This is a genomic window from Methanolobus sp. ZRKC3, assembly GCF_045291275.1.
GTDB lineage: Archaea > Halobacteriota > Methanosarcinia > Methanosarcinales > Methanosarcinaceae > Methanolobus.
Genome location: NZ_CP146982.1, coordinates 967998 through 993640 on the forward strand (window position 1 = coordinate 967998; position 25643 = coordinate 993640).

Consider the following 25643-nt stretch of genomic DNA (forward strand, 5'->3'; position numbering starts at 1 on the left):
AATATCACCAGGATTTTCGTTCCCCTATGTCTAAAATTGAGATTACAATCCAATATCTTGCAACACATTCAATAATATCTAAAATTTGATTGTCGTCCGAATATTGAGGATTTCTACTGAACCATATTTTCTACTGAAAAAAGTAAACTTATCAGACAGAACTTCGTTTCACAACTTTTTTGATAGTTCTGCCCCTGAATTTGACACCGCCAACCAGACCCACACCAGGTTTCTGCCTAATCACATCAACATAGTCACCATTGAAAGTGGCAATTATACTTTTATTTGAAACAATTTCCACACGCCCACCTATACTTACAAGAGTTTTGAGAATAAACTCTATCTGAGAAGGAGTTGCACCATCTGCAATCCTTATGATGTGTGTTTCAACAGGCATATAATCAAAACCTTCTTTTGAATGGATTTTTAACAGATAAATTATAGAATTAACAGTTACCTTTCTCCAATAACTATACAGGACCTCTTCTAGAAACAGCTATCACAATATCTATAGAAGTCCCTATATCTACAAATTCTCCGGAAGATATAGACTGACTTAGAACCGTGCCGGCCTTTGAAGAATCTGCCTTTTCTGTTACTTTCCCGGTACTGAGATTGCTGGCCGACAATGTCTTCTTGGCAGAAGCCAGGGTCATACCTACAACATTCGGAACCGCAACAGACGTTATCTTAGATATCACTAGATCAACAGCATCTCCGGATTTTGCAACTGAACTTCCGGAAGGCATCTGGGATAGGACTGTTCCTTGTGCAATGTCACTGTCCTTTTCAATAATCTCACCCTTTGCAAAACCTGCATTCTTCAATGTAGATATTGCTGCATCAAGGCCCATACCCATTACATCAGGTACATCTACATAGCTGGAGAATTCAGGTTCCTTTGGTGATGATCTTATTGTAAATTCTAGCTCACTCAAATTATCTGCAGGAATTATGTCATCAGCCTTTGGGAACTGGAAACGAAGTTCACTGCCTTGAACTGCGATATTCGTCTTGAGTTTGATATTCATGGAATTTACACCATAGTTCACCCTTGAGGAACTACTATTGATCGATTCGCCCATCTTCTCAAAAGAATCACTGAATGCCTTCACTAGATTTGCAGAAGATAATTCTGGCCTTGTGCGTGAAAGTTTTTCCAGTTTCTTTTCTGCTTCTTCTTTCTCTCTGAGAATGACCTGCACCCGGCTATTGAGTATAGTATAATCCTGTTTCAAAACCAGATTTTCCTTTTTCAGCTGTTCCAGCGTATCGGTTTTAGATGTGAGTTCTTCACGGACAGCCTCAAATTCAGATTCTACTCCCTCAATACTCTTCTGGACCAGGGCGTAGCTCTGTCTTTTTGATGTAGCGGTAGTTGACTTGTTCAAACGTTCGATATTCTGCTTGAGATCTGTAATGTTGCTCATTCCACCCCTCCAAACATCATTCTTCCACAGTCCTAGAAGATGGTGGAACCGATACTATCTTGGCTTTAAGGACACTTGAACCTTCTGCAGCATATGAATTAAGTGATTTGTAAGAAGCATTCAAAGGTGCTGCATTGAGGATCGGCTTGTATCCCCTTATACGATTCTTGGAATCCCTTTCTTCCTCATATTTCATCGACAGGGCTATTTTGAGCTCGATATCCACTTCAGGCATATGATACCAAGTGGCTTGCAGATCATATTCCTTAAGCACTTCATCGGTTGAAAGTTCAATCTGGGTATCAATAGAATTACGGTCAAGTGTCCTCTGCGTCTGTGCAATGGATCTGCCCATTTCACTCAATATGGTTGAAAGCGGACTGATAAGAACTTCTTCAATATTCACACTACTACTGGATGGCAAAGCATTCTCTCCTTCAATGTTCTATAAAAAATAAATTATCAATGCAGACATCGCTGCATTGATACAACACATGCTGCTTTATGGGGAAGGAGCCTCTTTGACCCTGATAGTTGGGACAGCTCTATCCGGTGCTGGCACGGGTTTCAGAGTGGTTCGCAGAAGACTGCTACCTTCTTCATTGAAAGTGTACTTTGACTTATATGTTGCATTGTAGGTCGAGGTGTATGCAACATTTGTGGTGTTCTCGTAGCTAACCTTTGATTTACCGAAAAGAAAACCTGCAAGACCACTCGACTTATAGCTTCCTTTTATTTTTGACTCATTGGTGAATTTGAACTCCCTGCCATATTTCCTTTCTGTTGAATACTCCCTCTTCATCGAGATAGTCATTTTAACCTCAATGATGGATTCAGTGAATTCATAGAAACGAGGTTCAAGACCATATGTCAACAAGGACATTGGTTTGTCGTTTGTAATTACCTCGGTGGCAGTTACGTTACCATTCTCATCCACTGTTTCCTCTACGTAGAGAACTACACTATCAGGTTGTAGTTCTGTCTCTGCAAGGGCTTGCGCAACATTGATAGAGTTTATATCCAGTGCCGTCTGCCCCTCTGCAATGGCAAAAGCCATTTCTTTTATCATGTCCCCGAAAGGAACATCTAGTAATTTCTGACCCACAGATACCATAAAATCCCTCCTAAATTAAGCAATATATATATAATGCCTAACATAGTTTATAAATATTGTTAAAAATTTTATGCAAACTATAAAAATTAATTAAATATAAACGCTGCTTTTTGAGCACATCAAAATATGGTTTCTCGGCTCTGTAAAAAATCTACTTTCTGTTTTATTTTAACATAATAATTTAAAATGGATAAATCCCCTGAGTATTGCTCATCACAAGAAAACACAAAGGGGATGATTGTGTTTTGTTTAACAAATGCCGATATAGTTCGCAATCTTACGCGCAATGGTAGTTCCAAATCTTCCACCCCATTTCATTGCTTCCTTTACATATTTATTAGTCCAAAGAAAGTTTTATAATTTCCCCATTTCAAAAAATATTATTGTTTAGTATAATTTCTAAGATGTGGTTCATCATCAATTATTTCCATATACGAGTATTTCCCTTCGCCCTCAACTCCCCAGCAACCAGTATTTGCAACGCGATTGTAGATATCTATGTATGGCGTGTGAGTATGGCCATATATAAGAAATTCTTTTGATTTAATTCCGAAACGGGAGTGTCTATCATTTGATTTTGCCAACTCTTCAATTGAATTGAGTGCTTTATGTTTACCTTTTAATCGAGTTTTTGGTGGCTCAAACATTGACTTCAATGCCAAATCTATGTGATCAGGTACCCCCGTAAGTTTACTTAGCCATGATTTGGCCGATTTGCATGAGTTCCATAAATAGTCAGCGGCATTACCTGTATCATCTCCTGCCAAACATAGACGTTTGCTGAAGGCCTCGTAAGCGTCTAATGGAAAATGATATGGGTTGCAGAGTACTTCAAGTTCATGTCCGTGTGTAAAATAGAAGTTTGTGGACCCACTTGGGATTACGATTGATTTTTTTACTTCAAATTGAAACCCGTCCCCAAGGTCTTCTTTCATAAACAGGAAATAAAAATCATGATTTCCCACTATGTAATGCACTCTTGTCTTATCACCTATATCGGCTAATAACTCCAATGTTTTAGTGGTCTCACGCACCACATTTTTACAATCCCTACGCCAAAGATCGATGATGTCCCCAAGAAGAACAAAGTCATCAAATTGTTTAAAATCAAAAGAGTTTAAAAAATCAATAAAAGTCTGTTCATTCGATTCTTTCGTTCCTAAATGAACGTCTGAAACTACAACAATTGACATAAAATTCCCCCATTAAAGTTATCGAATTAGGATTCTGTAGAAATCCTAATACGATCTAAAATTTACAATTATGAATTGGTTTAAAGTGGAGTGCTCCTTTTTTGTGGTCAAAACAAATTGAAGCACTTATTTTAGATGGACTTATATCTAAAAATTAAACTAGGTGGTAGGATTTCTACAGAGCCAAAATAATACTGTTAATCATAATGTGTCAGAGGTTTTAAGAGCGCGCTACTAAGTCTTTAACATCGGGTGGAAAATCTATAGTTGATTCAGGTGATTTTAGCACTTTAATTTTACTCGGATGTGCAACATCATACCATTCAACGATAAACTGAAATTTGTACCATTGTGGTTCAGTAGAAATCAGCTCAATAAGGAATGATTCCACCTCTTCCTTTTTGAAAGATTGACGTGTAAGAATCGTACAGTGCCTTTATTCAAAAGGCCCAATAAAGAGATTTTTTTAATTAATGGCTCTGTTCACCAAATCAGCTAAACGCCGGTGGAACTGGCCACTGGTTGTCAATGAGTCCTTGGTTAGATAGCTTGAATTTGCTGATGGTGGCAATCCCGTTATCCTTGTAGTGCTCAGGTTTAACCGGACTTTGTTGTGCGGTATTTTCCATACCGGTACGCTGTTTAAATGGTCGATCTACTCCTTTATTCATCAAATCATTGGCAATTGCTGGTGAATTATGACCACTACCAGGTATGTCATCCCAGAGCAAGGCGTGTCCAATTTCGTGGCTAAGGGTTTCACCTATCAGTCGACCATACACTTTTGTGGCAACTGGAATGAGGTTTGAATTTCCCGGCAAATCGGTTTCAAGCTGGATAATTAGCGCTTGGGTTTCAGTATCCACATCTATGGCATCTGGTTCATCGTACATCCCCGGATATACTTCAATTGTTTCGTTGAAAGTGTCAGCATTAGTGGAGCTGGATGTAACACCTAACCTGCCGTTAATATCAGTATTCTTGATGGTTGCGATAATTACATTCTTAGCTGGCACATGATTCGGTATATTTTCGCTAATAATGTCAACTTTCCAGAAAACACGCACATTGGCTTTCGATAGCAAATGTTCAACTACTTTTTTCATCTCGTTAACGACATTCTTCTTCTGACCTGTGAGTTTAATGGATGCCAGTGCCGCGTCAAATAGAGCTTTGTTTTCAGTTACGGTGACACATTGTGGAACTGAAAGTTGAATCCTTTCGCTTGCAATTTGATTTCCACCAGAATCAAATAACTCAATAACCAAGGTTTGTTTACCCGGTTTAATGCCCCGTACTCGAGTTATTGGTACTTTTGGATTGTCAATCTTCAATGCGCTGGGGTCAGCTGACCAACGCAAGTGTGAACCTTCTGGAGCGTCTTTAAAGTGTGCACCAACTTCAATAATCAGAGATTTGTCGTTCAAAGAAGGTTTGAAGGCTCGATGATCAGCGCTTGATGTCTGATCTGTTAAAATGATTCTTGGTTTTAAGGTATCCTCTTTTGTTGTTTTACGAGCGTCGACCTCTACGATTTCGCCAGGACGAGAGACTTTGATAGCTGCTTCATTCTTGCCTGCCGTATTGGCCAACTCCTTAACCTCTTCATTTGTAGCCTTTTTTACCTCTTTTTTAGTCGGCTCACCTACCATCGAGCTCAAGGCGCTGTAAGCAAGCTTTTTGGACTGTTCTTCGGAAATATGTCCATCAGTCTTAGCCTCCTTAATGGCTTTCATTGTCCTGCCGATGTCTTTCTTCATAGCAGTATGCTTCTGGAGATCCGCACCTACATTTGCCAAACTTGTCATGCTTTCTGCACCTATACTTGCCAGATCTGTTACACTTTGGGATGTGGTCTGCAAAGCCTTCAGTGCATTGGCCTGGGTACCGGCCAAGCCAGTCATGTCCTTGAAGACATCGCTCTTGCCAAGAAGATTAAATGCCGCACCTAGGCCGGTGGGGTCTGGCGCAGCTGGTGCCGTCTGCATGGCAATGATGCTTGACGGTAGATCCTTTACCTGCAGATTACCCACATCCAAACTTCGGCTGCTGGTGGAAACGGATTCGATACCCGTGGGTTTTGCATCACATGGGGCTTCGGCAAAGCGCCAGTGTCGGGAATCATCGATTTCTTCGCAACTGTTGCATTTACCCATGATAGATTCCGCATAGACACCTTTGGTCGGAACGCTGATCCTGAATGGATCTGGCTTCATCGTAGGCTGATAGTAAGTCACCAAGTCTTCTACATCCTTGAAAACTGGATCAAGCCGCTCACCGGGCACGACCTTGAGCACAAGATTATTCCCGACGATGCCCATGATTTTGTTCTCGACAACACTGGCGACGCTCTTGCCGCCTGAATTCGGTGCAATGTAGCCATCCAACAGGCCGAACAACCGACTGGCATCCATGCTGGACCATATCACCTTATGGGCCATCTCTAGGTGCTCGTCCAAAAAGCTGACCAAAGCAGCGGCAGCTTCAATGTCTTCCTTTCTCGGATTCCTGAGTTCTTTCTTGGAAAGTGGTGTATACATCAATGCAGCATCGGTCTTGACCTGAACACCGATAATAGGTATGACGACCTCTACCGTGTTGATGATGTCATTATTAACTCGACTGTTCCGGACGATGGACTCATTCAGATGCTTAGTTCGGTAATAGAGATAGGCTGAACGCAAGATGATTTTGGATGATGACTTAACTGTTGTGTTGGCTCTAAAGCGTAGATGTTTTATTTGGCGTCGGGTAATGTTCTGTGTTGTTCGGCTAGCAACGCTCACCTTCAGCGGGACGCGGTGACGGTAGTTAGAGAGCAAGGTAAAGTCTAGGTCCAACGGCACTTCAGTACCATCCTCAGCGATAGCATGAACCTCGATCTTATCGATAAACGTGCGAACGATATCCGGGGCATACTGTGTCTCGAAAATAGTGTCCTTCTCGGCTTCAGTCAGTGGAACTTCCTGCTTGAATACCAGAAATCCCCAATACCAGGGGAACGCTTTACTCAGATCATATTTTTCAGTTTTTGTAGCCTCGTCGATCGTGCTGATATAAGGACGTTCGAGTTCGAACGAGATGGAGAAGTTACCGCTGAAATCCTCAATCACTTCATCAGCGTAGCTGCCGATAGGTAGGTCCGAATCGGCGTACTTGTTTTCGATCCGTTCGATGGCATCAAAGCCTCGGATTAGTTTTTGGCCATAAACGGCCCGGCGCAAAGTGTTACGCCAGCGGAGGATCTTTTGATCATCAAAAAGGCTCATCGGAAGCGGAACAAACAGGCATTCCTGGACATCCACAAGTTCCTGTTCAATGGCATAGTGCTTTAGCACCTCGAAATATTCCACCGTCATAGCATGACAATGGTTGTTGTTTTTAATCACCTCGGTCTGCACCGTCATGGTCTCGGTTTGCCCGACGGTCTGTATGACCGTGCTGCGTTGACTTCTAAGTGATGAAGCCGACTGAGCGATATTGTCCTGCAACCGGTTCAATGTACTGCCTGACAGATTTCGACCTGAGTTTTGTGTGGCAGTGGAAATGGATGAGGCCGCCGAATGGGAAACTCCCCCTGCAATGCCGAGGCCGAACCCACTGCTTATGAACCCTAAGGCACCACCGATGCCAGCGCTTGTGGAGCTTGTCTTATTGGTTGAACTGGCATTGATATTCTCCCAGAAAGACGAATTGATAATTTCACTGATATCTCGATCGCGTGAAATGTCGGCCTTCAAGGTCTCCGTGACTGTTTGAGCCTCGCTTCGAGCAGCATGTTCTTTACGATCCCAGTCGACAATCGCGATCTGCTTTTCCTGGCAGGGCGCCAGCGGCAGGCTATAGAGCAGATCCCCGAGCGAATACCCATCAGCCTTCCACTTTTGCTTGAAGTGCAGGATATGGCCATGCGCAATCGTGGTGTTCTCGTAGATTGTGGGAGTTTCATCCCAGTCGATGCTGTTTTCAACTGTCAGTTCCTTACGACCGGGGTGGTTATAGATGTAGGCGCGTTCAGTATTCTCAATCTTATTGATGGCGGTGTAGATATGCCTTTTTAGTGTGTTCAACGAACTCTTGATGGGGTTGTAGTGCTCGATGAAGTAATTATCTTCCAGGGAGACCATGAAGGCTGCGCTTGAGGTGTAAAAACTGTGGAATTGCTCCAGAAGATTGAGAAATGTCGTGATACTTGCGATAAATGCGTCGTAATTGGCGCGAATCATCAGAATCTCGCCGAGCGAGAATATGGCTTTATTACGCAGTGTATCCATCGTGTCTTTAAACTGCTGCATCATGCACAGAATGCCCATGGTTTCTGTTTTTGCAATGGGCGGACAGGGTTCGAAATTGTATGAATCTTTTTCTTCCGCCTGTGCCAGTTCGGTCACCAAACGTCGCAGATAGCCAAGCAGTTCTTCTTGATTCTGCGATTCATTCGTGGTCGTGTCCACGTTCTGAATCAGCTTAACCACGCGTTTTTTCATTACAGCAATGAGCCCAGAATCCACAAAATGCTGCTGCATCAGTTCACTAAAATCGGAGACAACATCTTTAAACTGCTTGGCCAGTTTGATATTTTTCTCAACAAAGCTTTCGTATTCCAAGATGTGACCAAGGATGGATTCCAGGGTGTCGCGATCCAAAGCATCCTTGGACATCAAGGTCTCGCAGTAGATCTTGGATTCTTGAACCCCGTATTTACCACAATAGGCGGCGGCCAGTTGCTGATGTAACTCCTGCAATTTCGCCTTGCGGCGTTCCTGCTCAGCCAGCATTTTGATCAGATAGCTGAAGTTGATTCCTTGATTCACCTGCAACAGATCTTGTGTGCTTAATTTGAGGTGCGTGTTTCCTGAGGTTACCTTTAGATAATAGACCGGTGAGGACGGGACAACATTATCCATTTTAGTGGGTTGTGATAAAGCCTGTGATTCTGTTGTTTTTTCTACATCCACGGTGTACTCAATGAAGGATAAGGTCCTTAATGAATTGTTGAGTCGGTCGACAAACGAGATAAGCTCGTCATAGGTGGTCTGCAGTTCAGCTTTGATATCTTTGCTTTCCTTGGCCGTAATAGTCAGGCCTTTGATCTCTGGTTCCGTGGTCCGAACAGTATGATAAAAGCTGAATTCTTCCAGGGTGCGATTCGGGATAGTAAAATCGATACATTTCCCACCTATATCTTGGGAAAACGAGGGGTTGCGAACCAGATCGTCCGAATCCGGTAGCTTCGGGGTTTCTCCGCTGGACGCCGCCTCATCGGGCAACTCCGACAAATCAGCGACCAGGATGAGGTCTTTGGGGATTTTCTTGTTATCGAGGACTATTGGGATGGGCGCATCCTTGAGTCCGGCAATCAGTCCGTAGGCCAGTTCGTGGGTCTTGTTATCCACTCGTCCAAAGAAATATCCCTTTCGATCGGTCTGTGCAGAGAAGATTGGCTGATAGCTTTGACTATCCACGGCAGCATTCGGGTCATCAGTGGCCATGATGGCGATCTGAACGCCGTCAGCCTTCTGCTCGCCAGAAATATCAATGACCTTGCCCACAACCTTTTGATAGGCATCCGGAACCGGGCTTGATTCATTGAATTGAATTACCTTGGGATCCACGTGCAGAATTAGGGGTTGTGTGTCATCTTCTGTGTTTTCCGATAGAGTGGCCACATTCAGATTACCAAAACTGTAAATTTGAGTGCCCAATTGCTCACCATCCGGCGCGAACACCGCGATCGTGACCGACTCCCCACCCAGCAGCTCCTTTTTAGGCAGGAAAAAACGGAAGGCTCCGTTTCGTTCGACATCAATGCGATCCTTGCTGTAGATCGAATTACCGCTAATCTCCTGAATGTAGCTGACCTTCAAAAAATGCCCTAAATATTCATCATCTACGGCTCCATTATCTATGGGTTTCAAAAAACCATTGATACTAACTCTACTCATATTTTATTCCTCTTCAGTGTTTCAAGTCCCTTAAAGGGATTTTGCAATTTTTAGTTCTGTAGAAATCCTACTAACAACTTCATAGAAATAAATAAAAAAATTAAAATCGAAACCAAAATTATTTAAGTTCCACTTATCATCTTTAAATAAATAATCATTTTATTCATCCCATACTCTCTTATACGCTTCGAGAATTATTTTATGATCGAGCAAATTCCCACAAGACTTAAGCTTGTCTACTTCCAGCAAAAATCTTCCAATTACTTCTGGACCCATATTGTTTTTCTCTGCAAATCGCCCGGCTAGAACTTTTAATTCTTTTCTGGATGAATATTTTTTAGAGACAGTATCATCAAAAAATTGAATATTATGCCACATTTTTCATGGCCTATCGTTCTTGTAGAAGGATTTACTGAAGTGCATATATAATCTTTAAATGTTGATTTTTTGACAAATTCCCCACACTCGCATAAAATCATTTAATCACCCCCAAAATTCATAATAATACAGTTAACACTAATCAAAAGGAGTTGTCATTGCCCCACGCTCGCTCCTTAAATTGAAATATACTGTGTATATTTCACTAACCCAACTAAAAATAGAATGTACGGGTATATAATAATATTCATGTAACTGAATATATATATTATATATGTAAATGCCTTTATAATTTATGAAGGTATTGATTTTTTTTGATAGCGTTAAACTATTCTTTCCAAAAATAATCTCAAACCATAATTATATTTTTAATAACGTTTATTGTCATGCAGATTAAATAACACAATGTTGGAGTGGTAATATTGGGAATTACAGACCTTAACGACGCTCAATTAAAAGCAGTATCTTACACCGATGGACCACTACTGATCCTTGCATTGACCTTCTCTGAGAAAGCTGCAGCTGAAATGCAGGAGCTTGAGAGCAATCACGTAGAAACGTATCCTGATATTGAAAAAATACGAGATTTTGTTCTGGGTTTAACCCCTGCTGAAGCTAGGGAGATTGGGATTAAGTACAGGAGTACGTTGCGGAAATTGAAGGACAGGTTGAGAGAAGGGGATTTTAAGTTGGGCACGAAGGAGATGAGGAAAGTATTGGAGAAAATGTCGTTATGACATTTCCTCATATTCAGGATCTTCAACTTTTCTGCCAAATAAAGGAAATATGGATGAAGATAACCCATAGAAAAGGAAGTTTGCATTACATGAAGAAGAATGCTAAGAGCGATAAACCATTTAGTCTGAATGCTCATGTTAAGGAAAGGTTGGAGATGTGAGGGGAGAGCGTTGTTAATAGTTTGTAATACAAACATTATAAGCAAGAAATAAACCTTTTCACCAAACTGTCAAAAAGAGATGTTCGACGAGGCAACAAAATGTTGATCATCGAACATTTAAAGCATTTATCATGTCGAAAAATCATTTCATTTTCTCGGACATGAGTTTCATGAGTTCAGTTGATTCCATTACAGGAAAGCTATCGAAATAGCAGATATCTCTCCAAGGGAAAGTGGCAGCAACATAAGCTTCAGCGTTCTCTGCATCATATACCACAACGGTTCTACAGTTCGACAAGTCAATCCATTCTCCTATTACCTTAATTCCTTCTGGATATTCCCAGTTTGAAAAAAGGTTTGTCACTTCGTCATTGTCCTTTGGCTCCCATGTAACTATGTCTATAAATAACATTTCTTAACACCCTCCTTATACAAAGTTAAATGTACATTTTGAAGTTGTTTTCCAATATTGATAGTTTTTTGGAAACTGAGTTACTAAAAATATTACTAATTTAGTTGTGAAATCAATTCAGGAAATAGTTTTGCACTTTATCTAAAAAGTATACACATTTTCCCTAGAAATTTAAAATATGGTTGTGCGTTTTTGATGCAAAACACCGTACACTTTTTTCTTCTTGCATATATCCCCGCATCGCAAGTCGGGGATATATACAAAGAAAAATATGGCAACGCTGTTTTGCGGACAATTTGCACAACCAATTATTACCTAAAGGACAAAACCAGATTTGTGTGAAGTTGGCATGCCCAAAAATATTAAATAGTTATGCATCCCACTTTATTAATGTGGTGTGGGATAAATGAAATTAGGATTAACTATATTCCTGATCGGTGTAATCCTTGCTGTGGCAATTGGAGGGATTGCAAGTCACAGTGTAACTTCTACTTTTAAGGAAGCTTCTACAATGGAAGAAGTAAATGAAACCATGTGGAAGGTTCCTGGTTTTTGGTTCTTCTTATGGGCATTTGGTGTTCCACTTGGCGCTATAATAGCAGGAACTGGTATTATCCTTTATGGCAATGGGGATAAAAGTCTTCTTTTTGGAGGTGGAACTCTTCTTGTTGTTGCTTTAATTACCTTTATTAACGGTCCGCTTCCACATATTCCTGTTTTGTTCGGTATCGGTGGAAATTTAATATTGCTGTTCTTTTTTGGAATATTGTGGCAGTATTCCAGGAAACTTAAAGAAAGGAGTTCTTATTTTAAATTGACAGGATATACTTTTTTGGTTACTGGAATATGGTTCTCATGCGAGAAGATGGCCAGACCTTATTTTACTGCAGTTGAGGGGTTGGGTGAAAGCCCGGCAAATATAATGATCTTTTTTGTTCTGGCTTTTCTGTTCTTTTACCTGGGCGAGAGGGACAAAAAATGAACGAAAACAGAAAGACCATGAAAGAATTTCTAAAGAAGTACCAAATCATGATCTTTTTTGCACTGACTTTTATCATAAGTTGGTTTCCATGGTACACCGGCAGGGCTGCTGAAATGTTAATAATTGGCCCCTCGCTTGCTGCCTTCATCTTAGTCTTTGCAATTGAAGGCAAGCAAGGGCTGATTGACCTGCTGCGCCAATTTGGCCGCTGGCGAGCCCGGTTAGGGTTATGGGGTATTGCCATATTTGGAACAGCGGTTTTATTCTTTGCCGGTCTGGGCGTACATCTGCTTTTGGGGGGAGAATCTCCTCCTTTTACCATGATCAAAGAAGAACTCAACTTGATACCACTTTTTCTTGTTCTGGTCATCTTACTGCCCTTTAACGGGCCGGTTGGGGAGGAATTCGGGTGGCGCGGTTATGCCTTGCCTAGGCTGCAAACTAAATATGGCCCCTTGATAGCCAGTCTGGTAATCGGCACAATCTGGGGTGTTTGGCACATGCCCGACTTCTTTGCTGAACAGGGTGCTATTTCTGCATTAGCGGCCTCTATGGGGATGGGGTTCGTGATTCCGTATACGTTGGGGACCATTGCCAACGCAGTTTATATGACCTGGTTGTACAATAAAACGAAGGCCAGCGCACTGATTGCAGGCATCGTATGGCACGCAGGGATCGATTTCTGGGCGCCCATCATTTTAAGTGATGGCTCGCTTGTGGCAGCTGGGGAAGGAACTTCCCTCCCGACCATTTCCCTCTCTCTTTATTTGGCTGTCATAGCCGTTTTAGTGTTTGGGGCTATTGTTCTTACAGTTGCCACAAAAGGAAAGTTAGGTTTCGCTGAAAAAGAAGATATCTAGATCTAGGATAGCTCAAATCCTCAGTCAGTTTAAAGGAAAAGCCATCCTTCCCCGAATACCTTCCATGCCCGTAATCAAGGATTATTCTTGAAATATCGAAATTGATATTATAGCCAATGCAAAGGGTTTCCTGCTCATAGCCTTCCAGATAAAAGAATTTGATGAATTCCTCAAGGGAAAACAGTCGCATGCAATTTGATTCAGCATATCCGATGACGTTCGTTAATTTGGGATACTTCTTGTTTGCAAAGTGTGGACGGGATTATCGAGGTACCACCACGTCCAGCACCTCCTTCATGTGATCTATATGCCAGAGGTGTCCGGCGTTGGGGATGAAAGTTGCCTGGCAGTTGGACAGTGTCTTTGCCAGGTAGCGGGCCTGGCTATTAGATACGCTGGTATCGTTCTCACCCTGCCATAGATACACCTTCACATTGATATGCTTCAGGGAGAAAAACCATGGGAGGCCGTGATGAAGAACCATATCATCCCCTGCACCGCGTCCGCCTTGGCGGTATCCTTCGGACATAGCTTGGAGCAAGACCTCGCGTATTTCAGGGCGGACGATGGCTGCTTTATCTGGATACGAAAACTTGTAAGTCAGCTTCCGATGTATTTATTGGGATTGCGGCGTACAAAGGATGCCACTAATTCCATATTCTTTCGAATTAACCAGGGCCAGTGGGCGGCTAAACTGAAGAATAATTGGTTCGTCCGGTTCATCCCCTCGTAATAATCCTGCACATCTGGAGGGGGGGGCTGTGGATCACTCCCACCGCTGTCAGCCGCTCTGGGATTTTCCAGGCGCATGCCAGAGTCTCGGGACCACCCCCGGAAACACCGACCATGGCAAATCGATCGATATCCAGTGCATCAGCGAGCTCTACGATGTCGTCCGGCCAGTCTGTCATTGTTCGACCTGGCTTCCAGTCCGAAAGTCCGTATCCGGGTCGATCCGGTGCTATTATATGCAGGTCAGACCGGAAGGGGAAACCGGGGAATGATTTCCAGTAAAGCCTGGTTCCGGGAGTAACGTGAACGAGGAAGACCGGATTGCCATCAGGGTTGCCATATTCGGCGTAGCCAAGCCTACGACCATCGGACAATCGGAGAACGTTGTCATCGCGTAGAGTCTACATGAATATCACTTTTTAATCATGAGAAATTTGCCTAAATAACTTTGCCAATAATATAGTTGAGGTTGGGAATGTAATAATCCACAAGGCTGCTCCATAAAACGTGAGGGTCTGAAATAGCATTTTCCAGATCGGAGTAGTAAAAATCTTGCCCGAGCTCACTAAATACACGGTTAGCTTTTTTTGCCATTTTTCAGGTAGCTTGGCTAAAACATATCTAAAAATATTCATCTTGTGTACTTCCCTCACTTATTCAGACTCTCATCCCACTTGACCATCTGGTCGTCAATTTCCATCATATCAGGAGAGGTGCCCTTCCTGTAAAAGTGAAAGTCGCAGTAGTCGTCCCCCTTTGCCATCGCATGGGGCCTCCTGAACTCCATATTGACTCTGTCAGCGATTACCGGATAGCCTGCCAGATCATGGTCACAGCCGAGTTTTGATATTTCAGGGCAGTCAAACCTCTGACCAAGGACGCAATTGGCACATCTGGTGACTATGATAGTCTGTTCATCACCTTCAATCCTATTCGTTTGAATTTCGTAAGTACCTGCTTGCTGCATGGCCTCGAACCAGGCTTTATTGAATTTCATGAAGTTATCATAGACATCTCCTTCGCATTTCACGAGATCGTCTATCTGGTAAAAGGCAGGCATGCTCAGAACTGCAATTTCCTGGAAAATTCCTTTAACAAATTCGTATGCCTTATCTCTACCTTCCTTCCTTGCAACAACATTGAACATTGCTATCAGCATTGTAACTTCATTAGCTGCATCTTTACTGATAGCTAGGGTTTCCTTGTAGGCCTCAGGATAATTCTTTTTCAGAGCCCTCTGTTCAAGCATTGTCTTAAAGAAAAAAGGACCAATACCCAAGATTCCGTATTTGTTTCTGATTCCCCGGATCATAATACCCATCTGTTTCTTCAAGACCCCTTTGGGAAGAGTTTCCAAGCTCTTACCATACCGTTCAAGTTCTTCAACCTTCATTTTCTTCCTCCTCCTTATCATTCATCTTTTTGTGATACATTTCATCCCAAGATAGGTTCATATGACCTTTTAGTTTCCTTTGATATTGATTTCGAACATTAATCTTCATCAGATTTCTTCTCTGTTTCATGAGATCTTATAACCTCAATATATTCTTCCCCACTCTTTCGAACTTCCTCCCGCGCTTCAACCCCAACTCCAAGGCTTTTACCGAACTTTTCCGTCATATCTATTGTAACGTCCATTAAAATTTATAGGCAAAGGAATATTTGAGAGTTCTCATACATATACTAATTTTTGTATTATTTTCCAAAAGTGATAGAACATTTAGTTTTAAAACTCAACACACAATTTGAGTAAGTTTTGCCACATAACATAATTATAAAAGAGAACATGTCTTAAAAATAAATTTTTGGAGTTCGGTTTTTTATATTTACTAACACTTGAGATTAATATCAATAAGTCTGCATGATACTGTTTTCCTATTTTAGATTGAAATTAGAAGAATGGAAGAGGATGGACTTTTCTAAGGGTACGTTGCATTACATGAAACAGAATGCTAGGAGTGAGAAGCCGTTTACCCTCAATATTCATGTGAGGGAGAGGTTGGAAAGATGGGGATAATCGGTGTTATTCTGGACATTTAATATTTTGCCTACAAATTTCTATTATAGAAGAAATATCATATCAAAGTGGATAAACATCCAAATGAGGTAAAGTAAACCGAGGAGTATCCCAAATGGATAAGCTATGAACCACATAAAAGTAATTTTCGGGTCTTCAAACCGTAAACTGGTAACTGTAAAAGCAGTATTCACCCACATATGCCAGAAACTCAGCATTCCTAGAATGTAAAACCCCCAGTGGGAATCGATCAGTATTAAGGCAATACCAACAAAAGTAGCTGGACAAATGATGACTATATCTGCAAATGACATTCCAAATAGGATCTTCTGCTCATGCCAGTCATCGGTTGATCCATCTGGATTATCCATCGCTTTACCTTTATAGACATTGATCTGGAACCACCAGAGAATAAGTGTAACTAATCCAAACAATAACAAAAGAACATACAAAGTCGCTAGTGATAGAAAATCCAGTTCCTGCATAGTCTAAACCTCATTTAAATTTTAGTGCCAGTCCTTTTTGTAATCTCTATTTTGCATTAAATGCCAACAAGAATATGTAAATTGGAAAGCAATTCCATTATATCTCCCCTCTTTGTGTAGAAAATATGTTTAGCATGTTAAAATAGTTATTCTTTGATCAGACAATTTTGTATCTATTATTTAAGAAATACGATTTTAGTATGTTATCAAATTTCCTTTTTAGAAGAATTAGTTTTTGAAGAAAATTTGCGTTGTTTTTTTCTAGGTAGTCAGGTGGTTGTGCGAAATCGTTGCAAATCCCCGTTGCCATATTTTTTCTTGTATATATCCCCGCATCGCAAGTCGGGGATATAGTTAAGTGCGATTTTTTGTACGCAATATTTTTGTGGAGTTAGTTGAAATCTAAAATCCAATACTACTTTTAAAAAATAGTAGATTTCGTGAATGATGTGTTTTGCGATTATGGTCTTATCATCACATTGGCTAAAGTTACCAAGAACAATGCTAGAATTAACCAGCCAAGCAAGCCTTCAATCATGACATACTTACGATAACGATCTTTTGGATACCAATCCCCATAGCCTACCGTGGTAAATGTAACCATGCTAAAATAAAAAGCATCAAAAAAGGATATGTGTTGATTATCATCCCCATTATCTTCTTTTAATCTAGAAATACCATCTCCCCGCCAGTAAACATGAGAGAATAATAGAACTATTAACCCCCCGAAAATTATAGCACGATATGGTTTCACACCAAACCCACAGGTAAGCCACATGAATATGTCTGTTAAACTACCAATTCTAAGCAAACGATATTGGTAATAAGCATCATCAGCTTCATCAAACTGCTGATTGTCCCTGAAATTATTCATTAGTTTTATGTACGTTGGTCCGTCAAGATCCGGCGCATCTTTAAGGAAACTCCAACCGTACATCACACCGTTAAAAGTCGCCCCAATGAAGTCGACACGACGACTAACAGTCACCCCATAGAATTGGACAACACCATTAAAAGTCGCCCCAAGGAAGTAGACATCACCATTAAAAGTCGCATCTGTAAAATCGATCTTGTCTGAAAATTCGGTACCGGAAAAAGAAAGAGGCTTTCTAAATTGAGTGTATGAGAAATCAACATCCTTTTCAAAAATTGAATTCTCAATTACTATTTTACTTTCAACAACAGGTATTCCGCTTAAATCTAGCGTTCCCGTTATACGTGAGTTTTGATAGTATACATCTGTCCCATTTTTAATTTGTGTTAAAATAACGTAAGAACTAACGTTTGTTAACTCCTGTGCTTGACTAACGCTTGAAGTTCGGAATAAAATCGCCTTTCTTAAGGCGTAGGTGTCAGCAGTACTAAAATTCGCCCCACTGAAGTCGGCAACACCATACAAAATCGCCCCAAGGAAGGTGGTATCACCATTAAAAGTCGTCTCACTGAAGTCGGCATCACCATTAAAAGCCGCCCCAGTGAAGTCGACAGAACGATTAAAAGTCACCTCACTGAAGCCGGCATCACTATTAAAGGTCGCCCACCTGAAGCCGACATAACGACTAAAAGTCGTCCGATTGAAGTCGGCATAATGACTAAAAGTCGCCTTACCGAAGCCGACATGACTATTAAAAGTCGCCCCAATGAACTCGGCATCACGACTAAAAGTCGCCTCACCGAAGTCGGCAGAACTATTAAAAGTCGCCCCAATGAACTCGGCATCACGACTAAAAGTCGCCTCACGGAAAACGGCAGAACCATTAAAAGCCGCCCCTTCGAAGTAGGCAGAATCATTAAAAGTTGCACCTTCAAAATCAGTCTTGCCTGAAAATTTAGTGTTTGAGAAATCAACATCATTTTCAAAAACTGAACTAACAATTTTTATTTCACTTTCAACAGATATTCCGCTTAAATCTAGCGTTCCGATTATCCATGAATTTTCAAGGTGTACATCTTCCCTATTTTCAATTTGTTTTAAAATATCGTTAGCCTCAACCTGTGTATACTCCTGTGCTTGACAAACAGTAGACATTGCAAAAAATACTATAACCAAGAAGAGTATTCCAGCAACCAAGTTTCTTGATATCATTTCCCCCACCTGCGCAATATAAACCCTTGTTAAGATGCACCTTGCTTCTGTTATTCATTTTTACAAATTCTTTATTCCCGCTTTCTTCTTAGGACAAGCACAAGCATAATTCTAAACATACTAGCTGTAAGGTTAGTCTTAATACCAAGTGTATGGAGGCGTATCGATATGTACCTACATACAGCACCCACTACTTATAATAAACTTTTAGCTTTCAGTCACTGTCTCCTCCATACCCAGGGTCTACTCTATCCTTTGGCATGAACCTTCTTTATCTTTGTTTTCTTACCAACACAAGTATTATGGCAGCTGCAATGAGACCCCATAGTAACTGACCCTCATAGAGGGAATATATCACAATACCAAAGACAAAAAGCAGCACCAGTATTCTCTCTGACCGATCTATTTTGCGTGATTCCATATTGGGCGGCGCAATCTCCCTGTCTCTCCCAGCAGGCACTTCTCTAATCTTTTGGTTGTCGGTGTCCTCACCTATTGGTGAAACATAGGTAAAAGGGGCATTTTCTTTAATTCTTTTTTTACAAATTTGTCCAATTTCTAATGCATTTGGTATTCCGAATATATATATCATATCATGAATATATATTGTATCGTCGCTTGGTATATGCCCACTCATCAACTGTAAATATATGTCGCCTTTTTGAGCATTACCCTTTACTTTGACATCTCCGGTAAATTTTCTCCAGCCAATAGATTTTATTTTGCCTTTTTGGTAATTTATTAACCTTGTTGGTATTCCTACGAAGTAACCACCTTTTCTAAATAGGGAATAAATACCAGATCCCAACGTGCCGATACCAATTAAAAGACCTATACCAGGGAATAAGGCGCCTGGCCCCAAGTTTTCAAAATCTGCGGTAGATACAATAATAATACTAACTACAAGGAAAAAAGTTCCCAAAATAATTAAAAAAAATGAGTCTCCACGTGGTTTCGCACGATTAGATTCTACAGCAAAGTCTATATTTTCAGAACCAATGGCAACCCTTAAATCTTGTGGCAATGAAATGCTTTCAATCGTTTTCAAACCCCCCATTCAATTACATATATTATCAATTATAGCTGAAAGCCCCCGCTTACAGCTGATTCAGTTAAGGGAACTTCATGTCAGTACTCCAATCCCAGTTAAAAATCTAACATTATTTCATATAACCTTTTTGATGTAAAATATTCATAGGCTATCAATACTTACACTTCACTACTTATTGCGATTATCCCTTTTGAAAAAATGTGGGGAATTTTATATGATTGTGTTGCAGATTGACAAACACCGTACACTTTTTTCCACTTGTATATATCCCCCAAAAATCATGCGGGGAGTAAGATTCGAACCTCATGCTTCCACGAAATACAAACGCTGCCTGTCAGAACACCCTGTGTTCAATTTGGTCGTCGAGTGAGTTATGAGCGTATGCATACTTCCTGGTGTGATACCTGGCTACTGGTGGGCTGTGGGCTTCCAGCCAGTGTAGCCATGCCTAAGCTGTGCACACTTGCGCAGAATCCAACGGCACCCCAAATCCTAGTGAATTTGTGCCCCCCTCACACGAATTAAGCAACGGTTTAAATCAGACTATTCTCTGACCAAGAGCGTACGCTAATTACCCCTTGGTTATGTACAAAAAAAAGGCAAAGAAACAGATGCTCAATTCTTCAAAATATCGGCATCTTCTTAAGTCTATCAACAGTTTTTTAGTGGACCGGTCGAGTCCATTATCCGGTGTATGTGGAATTCTGGATTATCAGTTTTGCAACTACCTTTGGCTGGGTTGGCTCTAAGCTTTTTACACCATATTTTGTGGATACCTGAATATTCTTTGTGCCGTAGGCCGGAGATTATGCTTCCTTACAAAGTCTTTTTAGATTAGTCGGTTGGGCTGAAAAATCCAGTTTCATGGACGGACCTGAGAGGATCTTCTTCTTGTTCCAGTCGATCTCCCATCCATGTTCTTCTTCAAGCATCTTGAGAAGTTCTCCACGCCTTGCAAGAGGCAGGTCTGTCTCGGTCCTGACAAAAGTGTGCCAGTCATCGGGCATTATTCCAAGATACTTCTGGCTGAGCTCAATGTAATGGGTGAGTTTGATCATCCTACCCATATTATTGTCACTCGGACGTATGCAGCTCTTGGCAAGCATTGGCATCAGTTCTTCAATAGTCTCCGCCGTGGTCAGCAGGTATTCAGGCGCAGGCGGTATTGGCATCACTTTACCATTACGTGCATCGTATACTTTCCATTTGTCCATGTCATATGGTTTACCGATTATCGCCCTGCGGAACTTCGAGCCGTGGGGTCCGAGCACTACAGGTATTCCCAGTCTGTTGCAGCCTGTTCCAATGGACAGGGCTTTCTGCGAATAGGCACCCCAAGCAACCCCAACTGCACCCACACGATTTAGGATATAGTCAGCGATCTCTTCGTAGTTGCCGGTGATGTCCCTCTGTGCAAATATTGCTGCAACTTTTATCGCAACTGCCGTAATATGAGAGTTGGATACACAGGAACCCATATTGATCAAGTTGCCTTTGAGGAACTTTGCTGGATACTTCTCATAGAGTGTCTGCCCCTCCTCATCCTTGTACATTCCAACATCCATTCCCGAACATCCTGAAACTAGGATAATGTAATTCCTCTTAAGCATCTCATCTGCTATATCGTACACATCCTTGGTTCCACCGGGATAGTTCGAGCATCCCACTATTGCAACGATGCCAGGTGTTGTTCCAAGTACAAGGTTTACTCCCTCTTCTCGGATCTCGGGGTCACTGATCTGACCTCTTCCAACCCTTACTTTTCCTATCTCTTCCCGTATGATCTTCTGTGCCGCCTTCTCGATCACATTCAGTACAGGAATATCCTTTGGGCATGAATGGTCGCATCTGCCACATCCTATACATTTGTCGCGGAGTATCTCAAATGGTTCCAGGTTTCCACCTTCTGCAGCAGTCATTGCATCGCTGATCGGCAGATTGATCGGACACGCAAGCTCACATGCCAGGCAGTGGACACATCTTGACGTAAGTTCTTTGAACTCGTCATCGGATGGGAGGCCCCTTATGCCCTTTTCGTCGCGTATGGTCGCCATCTTTTGCACAAGGCGTGGTGCCAGCTCTCCAAGCTTGTCAAAGTCAAGCATGAGCGCACCCGGCTCCTTTCCACTGGCCAGATCATTAAGGATATCATCTACACTGTCATCTGACCTGTCTGGGAGGCCATACATTATTTTCTCGTTGGTTGTGATCACAGGAATCATGAGCTTCTGTGCCTCTCTGAGAACATCGGCACGCACACACTGCTCATCAACAACAACGACATCCGGAACACCTGAACGTATCATCTTCAGCTGTTTGGCAAGGGTACTGACTATCTTTGCTTTTGGGGCATTCCCGCCCTCTGTCTTATAGCGGGTCATGTCAAGGGCGGTACAGCACAGTCCTCCAAGTTCTATCTTATCAAGAATGTCATGTTCTTCCATGTAATCGATTATATTGGAAACACCCGCCATATTGTGCCCTATAACTATCAGTACAGGTTTTGTGGAATCGATCGATCCCATCCCTATCTCTGCGAGAGGTGTTTCGGGCTCTCCCTTTGGGAAATCCAAACATGAGATCTGTGCGATATCAGACACTTCCATACCCACATGGTCGAGCATCCCGGCGTGCAGGGCCTTTGACTCGAAATCGATAGCTTCGCCTTCCTGACCCATGTGGATGGTTGCCATAAGCTGGGTTAGCTGTTCTTCTACATACACCAGTACCGCTTCAAGATCACCAATCGTTTCTGGTTTGTATCCTGTGACAGTCTGGGTGTTAGGTGCTTTGATGTTAGATGGGCCCACATCGATGGGATGGTCCCTGCCGAATTTTTCAATCAAATAATGAAGAAGGTGACGTCCGTGTGCAGAGTGGGCCGCGGCTCCTATTATCGTACTAAGCAGGAACTCCCGCGCGGTCTGACCTTCCAGATTGATGCCACAAGCTCCTTCTTTGTTACCAGTCAGATCACATGGACCGAACGTACAGTAACTGCATTGGTCGGATGTCGGTGTATACACAGGTTCGTACCGATCGAGCAGTTTAAAATCCCAGCCCCTCAATGCTGCTATCCCGGGTTTTGGTGTTGGTCCCCCCTCACCTTTTTCTTCTATCTCCTTTTCGATAGATCCTACAATGTTACTAATGTTGATCTGAACGTTTTCCAAGTCTTCGATGGAAATCTTACCTGAAGTTAGCTTACTCATTTATTCCTTACCCCTTAATCTCCCAGTGGTTTATTGGTTAGGCCAAAAATCAGTGTTATGAAATATTAAAAACGTATCAATAGCTGTTGATGTCTAGGTCACTTGCACTACTATGAAGATCTCATATATAATCAAACAGTCATCATATATAATCATTACTGCGATTTATAATGATTATTCGTGTTGTATATTTTCGCCTATATATTACAGGACATGATTACGGTATGCCTGTCATAATGCATCCTCCTGCTCAATTACAATTCAACAACATTCTGCCAGAGGTCGTGGATGTTGCAGTATGAAAGGCCAAAACGACGATTCGCTTGATCTGATGCTTACTAAAGAAGAATTCGATACATTCTGGAAAATTAATGAGGGAATGCTACTCAATAATGGTGCAACTCCTACATTTGAATCAGCCTGTGAAATGCTGAATTCTTATCTAATAATCGGCCCGGATGGAAACATTATCTTGAGCAATAGCAATCAGCGTTCTTCAATTCCCTTTGAATCACTGGAGCATATGGAACTTACTGATCTGGTTGATGCAGATAAGTACCATCAAAGGGGAGGTAACTATGATTGGAATTGAATCGTTCTTTTTTCAGAAAACTTACATAATGGTTTTAATACCAATTTATGACATTATTCTCTTATGAATAACTAAAATCAATTTGAATCAATGTTCTCCATTTACAATTATAACGAGTGAATCACAATGCCAATGGAAAATAAACAGACTCCTCATAACAATGTTCAGTACAGAATTTATCTTGATATGGATAATGTAATCACCGACTTTGATAATGCGTGCAACAATATTTCTTCTGGACTTATCAAACTACATAACTCGGACAGGGATAAATTCTGGAAGATCGTTGAATCTCATGGAATCAATTTTTGGTCAGAAATGCCATGGAGAAATGATGGTAGAGACCTTGTTGATTATCTATTAAACTACAACACAACAATTCTTTCAGCACATCCAAATCCTAAAAGAGGACGTGTAGCAGAATTCAGTATGAAAGGGAAATACGACTGGTTGGCCAGAGAGATTGGTAAAGACTTTGCTGATAAAGCTATTATCTGCAGACGTTCGGATAAAAAGATGTATTCATCTCCCAGTTGCATCCTTGTAGATGACAATACTGAAAATATTGAAAACTGGGAAAATGCAGGAGGAATTGGCATCCTACATTTTGATACTGAAAATACGGTTGATAAAATAGAACAGGTATTTAGAGAAAATGAAAATTGAAACAAGTAGACGCGTCGAACTTATTGATATCACCGATGTGGTGAAAGAAGCTGTAGAAACAAGTGATATCCTGAATGGGATTTGTGTCATCAGTACTACACATACCACTACATCGATAATTGTCAATGAAAATGAATCAGGTCTGCGTGATGATATTCTGAACCTGTTGGAAAGACTCGTTCCCCCTTCGGCCGGCTATCAGCATGACAGGATAGATGACAATGCCGATTCCCACCTCAAAGCCGTCCTTCTGGGCTCGAGTGAAGCCATCCCCATAATAGATGGAAAGCTGGTGCTTGGAACCTGGCAAAGTATATTTTTTGCTGAAATGGATGGGCCTAGGCACAGAAAAGTGAACATCATGATCATAAGGCAGAGTTGAACAGAAGTATTGGGGGTTTTGGGGAATGTTGTTGCATATAAGGCCGATAGGTGAGGTCGAAAAGGGTTTGCTGGATGGGCTGAAAGACCATATAAGCTCTATCTTCTCCCTGCCTGTCAAGATCGACCCCGCAATGTCAATTCCGTCTTATGCCTATAATCCTGATAGGGGGCAGTATGAAGCATCGACCATTCTTGCTGATATGATGATGTCAATACCCAGTGATGGTTCAAAGGTGCTGGGCACCATCGATAAGGACATATATGTAAAGTCTTTCAATTTTATCTTTGGACTTGCGGCTGAGAGGGTAGCTGTGATCTCACTCACAAGGTTGAGGGAGGAGTACTATGGACTCCCGCCAAATGAGTTTTTGTTCAAGGAGAGGATTCTCAAAGAAGCCATACACGAGATCGGACATATGTTCGGGCTTGTGCATTGTCCTGATATAGGATGTGTGATGCATTTCTCAAATACCCTTGATGATACTGATATCAAGGGTTGCGAGCCATGTGCACGGTGTAAGGCCCTTTTGTGAACCGTTCTATTATTAAGGCAGATCGAATTCCAAAATATCTTATTCAATCATCTTCATGATCTCAAGAACCTCGAAGTCAGGGACATCATACCAGTTCTCATAGACCTGTGCGACCGCATAGAATTGATGGGGCATTTCCAGGACTACCATATCATCTATCAGGTCCCCTATCTTTGCGGCGGTCTCCCTTCCTGTTACAGGTACTGCAACTACGATCTTTTTTGCCTTCTTTTTTTTGCAGAGCATTATGGCAGCTCTCATCGTGGATCCCATTGCTATTCCATCATCTACCAGAATAACGGTCCTGTCCTCTATGTCTGGCAGGGGTTCTCCTGACCTCAAGACATCTATCCGTCTTTCGATCTCTGCTATCTGGGCTTCTTCTATACTTTGTATCTCTTCACCTGAGAGCCAGTTCCCTGCTTCAGGGAAGATGAAGGTGCTTCCATTCTCTGCAATCGCACCAAACCCTGCCTCTGGATTATCCGGGAATGGCAGTTTCCTGACAACTATCAGGGACATCTCTGCTTCCAGGTACATTGCCACACGATACCCTATCTCAACACCCCCACGCGGGATGGCCAGGACGATTGGTTTTTCTTTCCTGTATTTATCAAGGGCTATGGCAAGCTTGTCTCCTGCTTCTTTTCTGTTCTTGAATATGGGAATCCCT

General features: G+C 41.7%; 24 protein-coding genes and 2 pseudogenes. 8 read left to right on the forward strand and 18 right to left on the reverse strand.

The window, feature by feature from the left end; translation table 11 throughout:
- Positions 1–151: 151 nt before the first annotated feature.
- From V7O66_RS04890 to V7O66_RS04920, 7 genes are all read right to left on the reverse strand, one after another.
- Entirely contained in the window at positions 152–397 is a 246-nt protein-coding gene (locus V7O66_RS04890) for a hypothetical protein (protein WP_406661852.1), read from the reverse strand.
- Between the two features lie 73 nt (positions 398–470).
- A complete protein-coding gene (locus V7O66_RS04895; protein ID WP_406661853.1) occupies positions 471–1430 on the reverse strand; it encodes a PASTA domain-containing protein in 960 nt (319 codons plus the stop codon).
- A gap of 16 nt (positions 1431–1446) precedes the next feature.
- Positions 1447–1854: a hypothetical protein gene (locus tag V7O66_RS04900; RefSeq protein ID WP_406661854.1), complete on the reverse strand. Its 408-nt coding sequence runs from the start codon at positions 1852–1854 to the stop codon at positions 1447–1449.
- A 78-nt stretch (positions 1855–1932) separates the two neighbouring features.
- Positions 1933–2544, reverse strand: a complete 612-nt coding sequence (locus V7O66_RS04905; RefSeq protein ID WP_406661855.1) for a hypothetical protein — start codon at positions 2542–2544, stop codon at positions 1933–1935.
- A 380-nt stretch (positions 2545–2924) separates the two neighbouring features.
- Entirely contained in the window at positions 2925–3737 is an 813-nt protein-coding gene (locus V7O66_RS04910; RefSeq protein WP_406661856.1) for a UDP-2,3-diacylglucosamine diphosphatase, read from the reverse strand.
- A 491-nt stretch (positions 3738–4228) separates the two neighbouring features.
- A complete protein-coding gene (locus V7O66_RS04915; RefSeq protein WP_406661857.1) occupies positions 4229–9682 on the reverse strand; it encodes a hypothetical protein in 5454 nt (1817 codons plus the stop codon).
- A gap of 159 nt (positions 9683–9841) precedes the next feature.
- A complete protein-coding gene (locus V7O66_RS04920) occupies positions 9842–10060 on the reverse strand; it encodes a hypothetical protein (protein WP_406661858.1) in 219 nt (72 codons plus the stop codon).
- 422 nt (positions 10061–10482) lie between these two features.
- Between V7O66_RS04920 and V7O66_RS04925 the strand changes: the two genes are divergently transcribed.
- A complete protein-coding gene (locus tag V7O66_RS04925; RefSeq protein ID WP_406661859.1) occupies positions 10483–10797 on the forward strand; it encodes a hypothetical protein in 315 nt (104 codons plus the stop codon).
- A gap of 303 nt (positions 10798–11100) precedes the next feature.
- Here the strand turns inward: V7O66_RS04925 and V7O66_RS04930 are convergent, their stop codons facing one another.
- Positions 11101–11370 carry a DUF3303 domain-containing protein gene (locus V7O66_RS04930; RefSeq protein ID WP_406661860.1) on the reverse strand — a complete coding sequence of 90 codons (270 nt, stop codon included), beginning with the start codon at positions 11368–11370 and terminating at the stop codon, positions 11101–11103.
- Positions 11371–11776: 406 nt separating this feature from the next.
- Between V7O66_RS04930 and V7O66_RS04935 the strand changes: the two genes are divergently transcribed.
- Positions 11777–12352 (forward strand): hypothetical protein, encoded by a 576-nt coding sequence (locus V7O66_RS04935; RefSeq protein ID WP_406661861.1) that lies wholly within the window; start codon positions 11777–11779, stop codon positions 12350–12352.
- The gene (locus tag V7O66_RS04940; protein ID WP_406661862.1) at positions 12349–13212 is read left to right on the forward strand and encodes a CPBP family intramembrane glutamic endopeptidase; all 864 of its coding nucleotides are present in this window, start codon (positions 12349–12351) and stop codon (positions 13210–13212) included. The genes V7O66_RS04935 and V7O66_RS04940 overlap by 4 nt, the downstream gene beginning before the upstream one ends.
- 262 nt (positions 13213–13474) lie before the next feature.
- Here V7O66_RS04940 and V7O66_RS04945 read toward each other — a convergent pair whose 3' ends face one another.
- The 5 genes and pseudogenes from V7O66_RS04945 to V7O66_RS04965 all read right to left on the reverse strand — a co-directional run bounded on the left by V7O66_RS04945 (position 13475) and on the right by V7O66_RS04965 (position 15582).
- Positions 13475–13639: an alpha/beta fold hydrolase gene (locus V7O66_RS04945; protein ID WP_406661863.1), complete on the reverse strand. Its 165-nt coding sequence runs from the start codon at positions 13637–13639 to the stop codon at positions 13475–13477.
- 292 nt (positions 13640–13931) lie between these two features.
- A pseudogene (locus V7O66_RS04950) lies at positions 13932–14207 on the reverse strand (alpha/beta fold hydrolase); the annotation flags it as partial.
- A gap of 175 nt (positions 14208–14382) precedes the next feature.
- Positions 14383–14538, reverse strand: coding sequence for a hypothetical protein (locus V7O66_RS04955; RefSeq protein WP_406661864.1), 156 nt, complete (start codon positions 14536–14538; stop codon positions 14383–14385).
- Between the two features lie 55 nt (positions 14539–14593).
- A complete protein-coding gene (locus tag V7O66_RS04960) occupies positions 14594–15337 on the reverse strand; it encodes an L-2-amino-thiazoline-4-carboxylic acid hydrolase (RefSeq protein ID WP_406661865.1) in 744 nt (247 codons plus the stop codon).
- A gap of 98 nt (positions 15338–15435) precedes the next feature.
- Positions 15436–15582, reverse strand: coding sequence for a hypothetical protein (locus V7O66_RS04965; RefSeq protein WP_406661866.1), 147 nt, complete (start codon positions 15580–15582; stop codon positions 15436–15438).
- Positions 15583–15841: 259 nt separating this feature from the next.
- Here V7O66_RS04965 and V7O66_RS04970 point away from each other — a divergent pair.
- A pseudogene (locus V7O66_RS04970) lies at positions 15842–15961 on the forward strand (CRISPR-associated protein Cas1); the annotation flags it as partial.
- Between the two features lie 44 nt (positions 15962–16005).
- Here the strand turns inward: V7O66_RS04970 and V7O66_RS04975 are convergent.
- From V7O66_RS04975 to cdhA, 4 genes are all read right to left on the reverse strand, one after another.
- Positions 16006–16446, reverse strand: a complete 441-nt coding sequence (locus tag V7O66_RS04975; protein WP_406661867.1) for a hypothetical protein — start codon at positions 16444–16446, stop codon at positions 16006–16008.
- Positions 16447–16906: 460 nt separating this feature from the next.
- On the reverse strand, positions 16907–18532 hold the full coding sequence (locus V7O66_RS04980) for a pentapeptide repeat-containing protein (protein ID WP_406661868.1): 1626 nt from the start codon (positions 18530–18532) through the stop codon (positions 16907–16909).
- A 271-nt stretch (positions 18533–18803) separates the two neighbouring features.
- Positions 18804–19580, reverse strand: a complete 777-nt coding sequence (locus V7O66_RS04985; RefSeq protein ID WP_406661869.1) for a hypothetical protein — start codon at positions 19578–19580, stop codon at positions 18804–18806.
- Positions 19581–20389: 809 nt separating this feature from the next.
- On the reverse strand, positions 20390–22795 hold the full coding sequence (cdhA, locus tag V7O66_RS04990; RefSeq protein ID WP_406661870.1) for a CO dehydrogenase/acetyl-CoA synthase complex subunit alpha: 2406 nt from the start codon (positions 22793–22795) through the stop codon (positions 20390–20392).
- A gap of 298 nt (positions 22796–23093) precedes the next feature.
- Here cdhA and V7O66_RS04995 point away from each other — a divergent pair, with 298 nt between their 5' ends.
- The 4 genes from V7O66_RS04995 to V7O66_RS05010 all read left to right on the forward strand — a co-directional run bounded on the left by V7O66_RS04995 (position 23094) and on the right by V7O66_RS05010 (position 24970).
- Positions 23094–23387: a hypothetical protein gene (locus tag V7O66_RS04995; protein WP_406661871.1), complete on the forward strand. Its 294-nt coding sequence runs from the start codon at positions 23094–23096 to the stop codon at positions 23385–23387.
- 126 nt (positions 23388–23513) lie between these two features.
- Positions 23514–24053, forward strand: coding sequence for a hypothetical protein (locus tag V7O66_RS05000; protein ID WP_406661872.1), 540 nt, complete (start codon positions 23514–23516; stop codon positions 24051–24053).
- Positions 24043–24435 (forward strand): secondary thiamine-phosphate synthase enzyme YjbQ, encoded by a 393-nt coding sequence (locus tag V7O66_RS05005; protein ID WP_406661501.1) that lies wholly within the window; start codon positions 24043–24045, stop codon positions 24433–24435. Before V7O66_RS05000 ends, V7O66_RS05005 begins: the two co-directional genes overlap by 11 nt.
- 25 nt (positions 24436–24460) lie before the next feature.
- Positions 24461–24970, forward strand: a complete 510-nt coding sequence (locus tag V7O66_RS05010) for an archaemetzincin family Zn-dependent metalloprotease (RefSeq protein WP_406661873.1) — start codon at positions 24461–24463, stop codon at positions 24968–24970.
- A gap of 39 nt (positions 24971–25009) precedes the next feature.
- Here V7O66_RS05010 and V7O66_RS05015 read toward each other — a convergent pair whose 3' ends face one another.
- Positions 25010–25639 (reverse strand): phosphoribosyltransferase, encoded by a 630-nt coding sequence (locus V7O66_RS05015; RefSeq protein ID WP_406662590.1) that lies wholly within the window; start codon positions 25637–25639, stop codon positions 25010–25012.
- Positions 25640–25643 lie beyond the last annotated feature (4 nt).

What these genes read in the sequence shown, in the direction of transcription:
- V7O66_RS04895 (WP_406661853.1), bottom strand. Translation starts at nt 1,430, where the DNA reads ATGAGCAACATTACAGATCTCAAGCAGAATATCGAACGTTTGAACAAG.
- V7O66_RS04980 (WP_406661868.1), bottom strand. Translation starts at nt 18,532, where the DNA reads ATGATATCAAGAAACTTGGTTGCTGGAATACTCTTCTTGGTTATAGTA.
- V7O66_RS04940 (WP_406661862.1), top strand. Translation starts at nt 12,349, where the DNA reads ATGAACGAAAACAGAAAGACCATGAAAGAATTTCTAAAGAAGTACCAA.
- V7O66_RS04930 (WP_406661860.1), bottom strand. Translation starts at nt 11,370, where the DNA reads ATGTTATTTATAGACATAGTTACATGGGAGCCAAAGGACAATGACGAA.
- V7O66_RS04965 (WP_406661866.1), bottom strand. Translation starts at nt 15,582, where the DNA reads ATGGACGTTACAATAGATATGACGGAAAAGTTCGGTAAAAGCCTTGGA.
- V7O66_RS05000 (WP_406661872.1), top strand. Translation starts at nt 23,514, where the DNA reads ATGCCAATGGAAAATAAACAGACTCCTCATAACAATGTTCAGTACAGA.
- V7O66_RS04890 (WP_406661852.1), bottom strand. Translation starts at nt 397, where the DNA reads ATGCCTGTTGAAACACACATCATAAGGATTGCAGATGGTGCAACTCCT.
- V7O66_RS04920 (WP_406661858.1), bottom strand. Translation starts at nt 10,060, where the DNA reads ATGTGGCATAATATTCAATTTTTTGATGATACTGTCTCTAAAAAATAT.
- V7O66_RS04905 (WP_406661855.1), bottom strand. Translation starts at nt 2,544, where the DNA reads ATGGTATCTGTGGGTCAGAAATTACTAGATGTTCCTTTCGGGGACATG.
- V7O66_RS04960 (WP_406661865.1), bottom strand. Translation starts at nt 15,337, where the DNA reads ATGAAGGTTGAAGAACTTGAACGGTATGGTAAGAGCTTGGAAACTCTT.
- V7O66_RS04935 (WP_406661861.1), top strand. Translation starts at nt 11,777, where the DNA reads ATGAAATTAGGATTAACTATATTCCTGATCGGTGTAATCCTTGCTGTG.
- V7O66_RS05005 (WP_406661501.1), top strand. Translation starts at nt 24,043, where the DNA reads ATGAAAATTGAAACAAGTAGACGCGTCGAACTTATTGATATCACCGAT.
- V7O66_RS04955 (WP_406661864.1), bottom strand. Translation starts at nt 14,538, where the DNA reads ATGGCAAAAAAAGCTAACCGTGTATTTAGTGAGCTCGGGCAAGATTTT.
- V7O66_RS05010 (WP_406661873.1), top strand. Translation starts at nt 24,461, where the DNA reads ATGTTGTTGCATATAAGGCCGATAGGTGAGGTCGAAAAGGGTTTGCTG.
- V7O66_RS04975 (WP_406661867.1), bottom strand. Translation starts at nt 16,446, where the DNA reads ATGCAGGAACTGGATTTTCTATCACTAGCGACTTTGTATGTTCTTTTG.
- cdhA (WP_406661870.1), bottom strand. Translation starts at nt 22,795, where the DNA reads ATGAGTAAGCTAACTTCAGGTAAGATTTCCATCGAAGACTTGGAAAAC.
- V7O66_RS04910 (WP_406661856.1), bottom strand. Translation starts at nt 3,737, where the DNA reads ATGTCAATTGTTGTAGTTTCAGACGTTCATTTAGGAACGAAAGAATCG.
- V7O66_RS04995 (WP_406661871.1), top strand. Translation starts at nt 23,094, where the DNA reads ATGAAAGGCCAAAACGACGATTCGCTTGATCTGATGCTTACTAAAGAA.
- V7O66_RS04915 (WP_406661857.1), bottom strand. Translation starts at nt 9,682, where the DNA reads ATGAGTAGAGTTAGTATCAATGGTTTTTTGAAACCCATAGATAATGGA.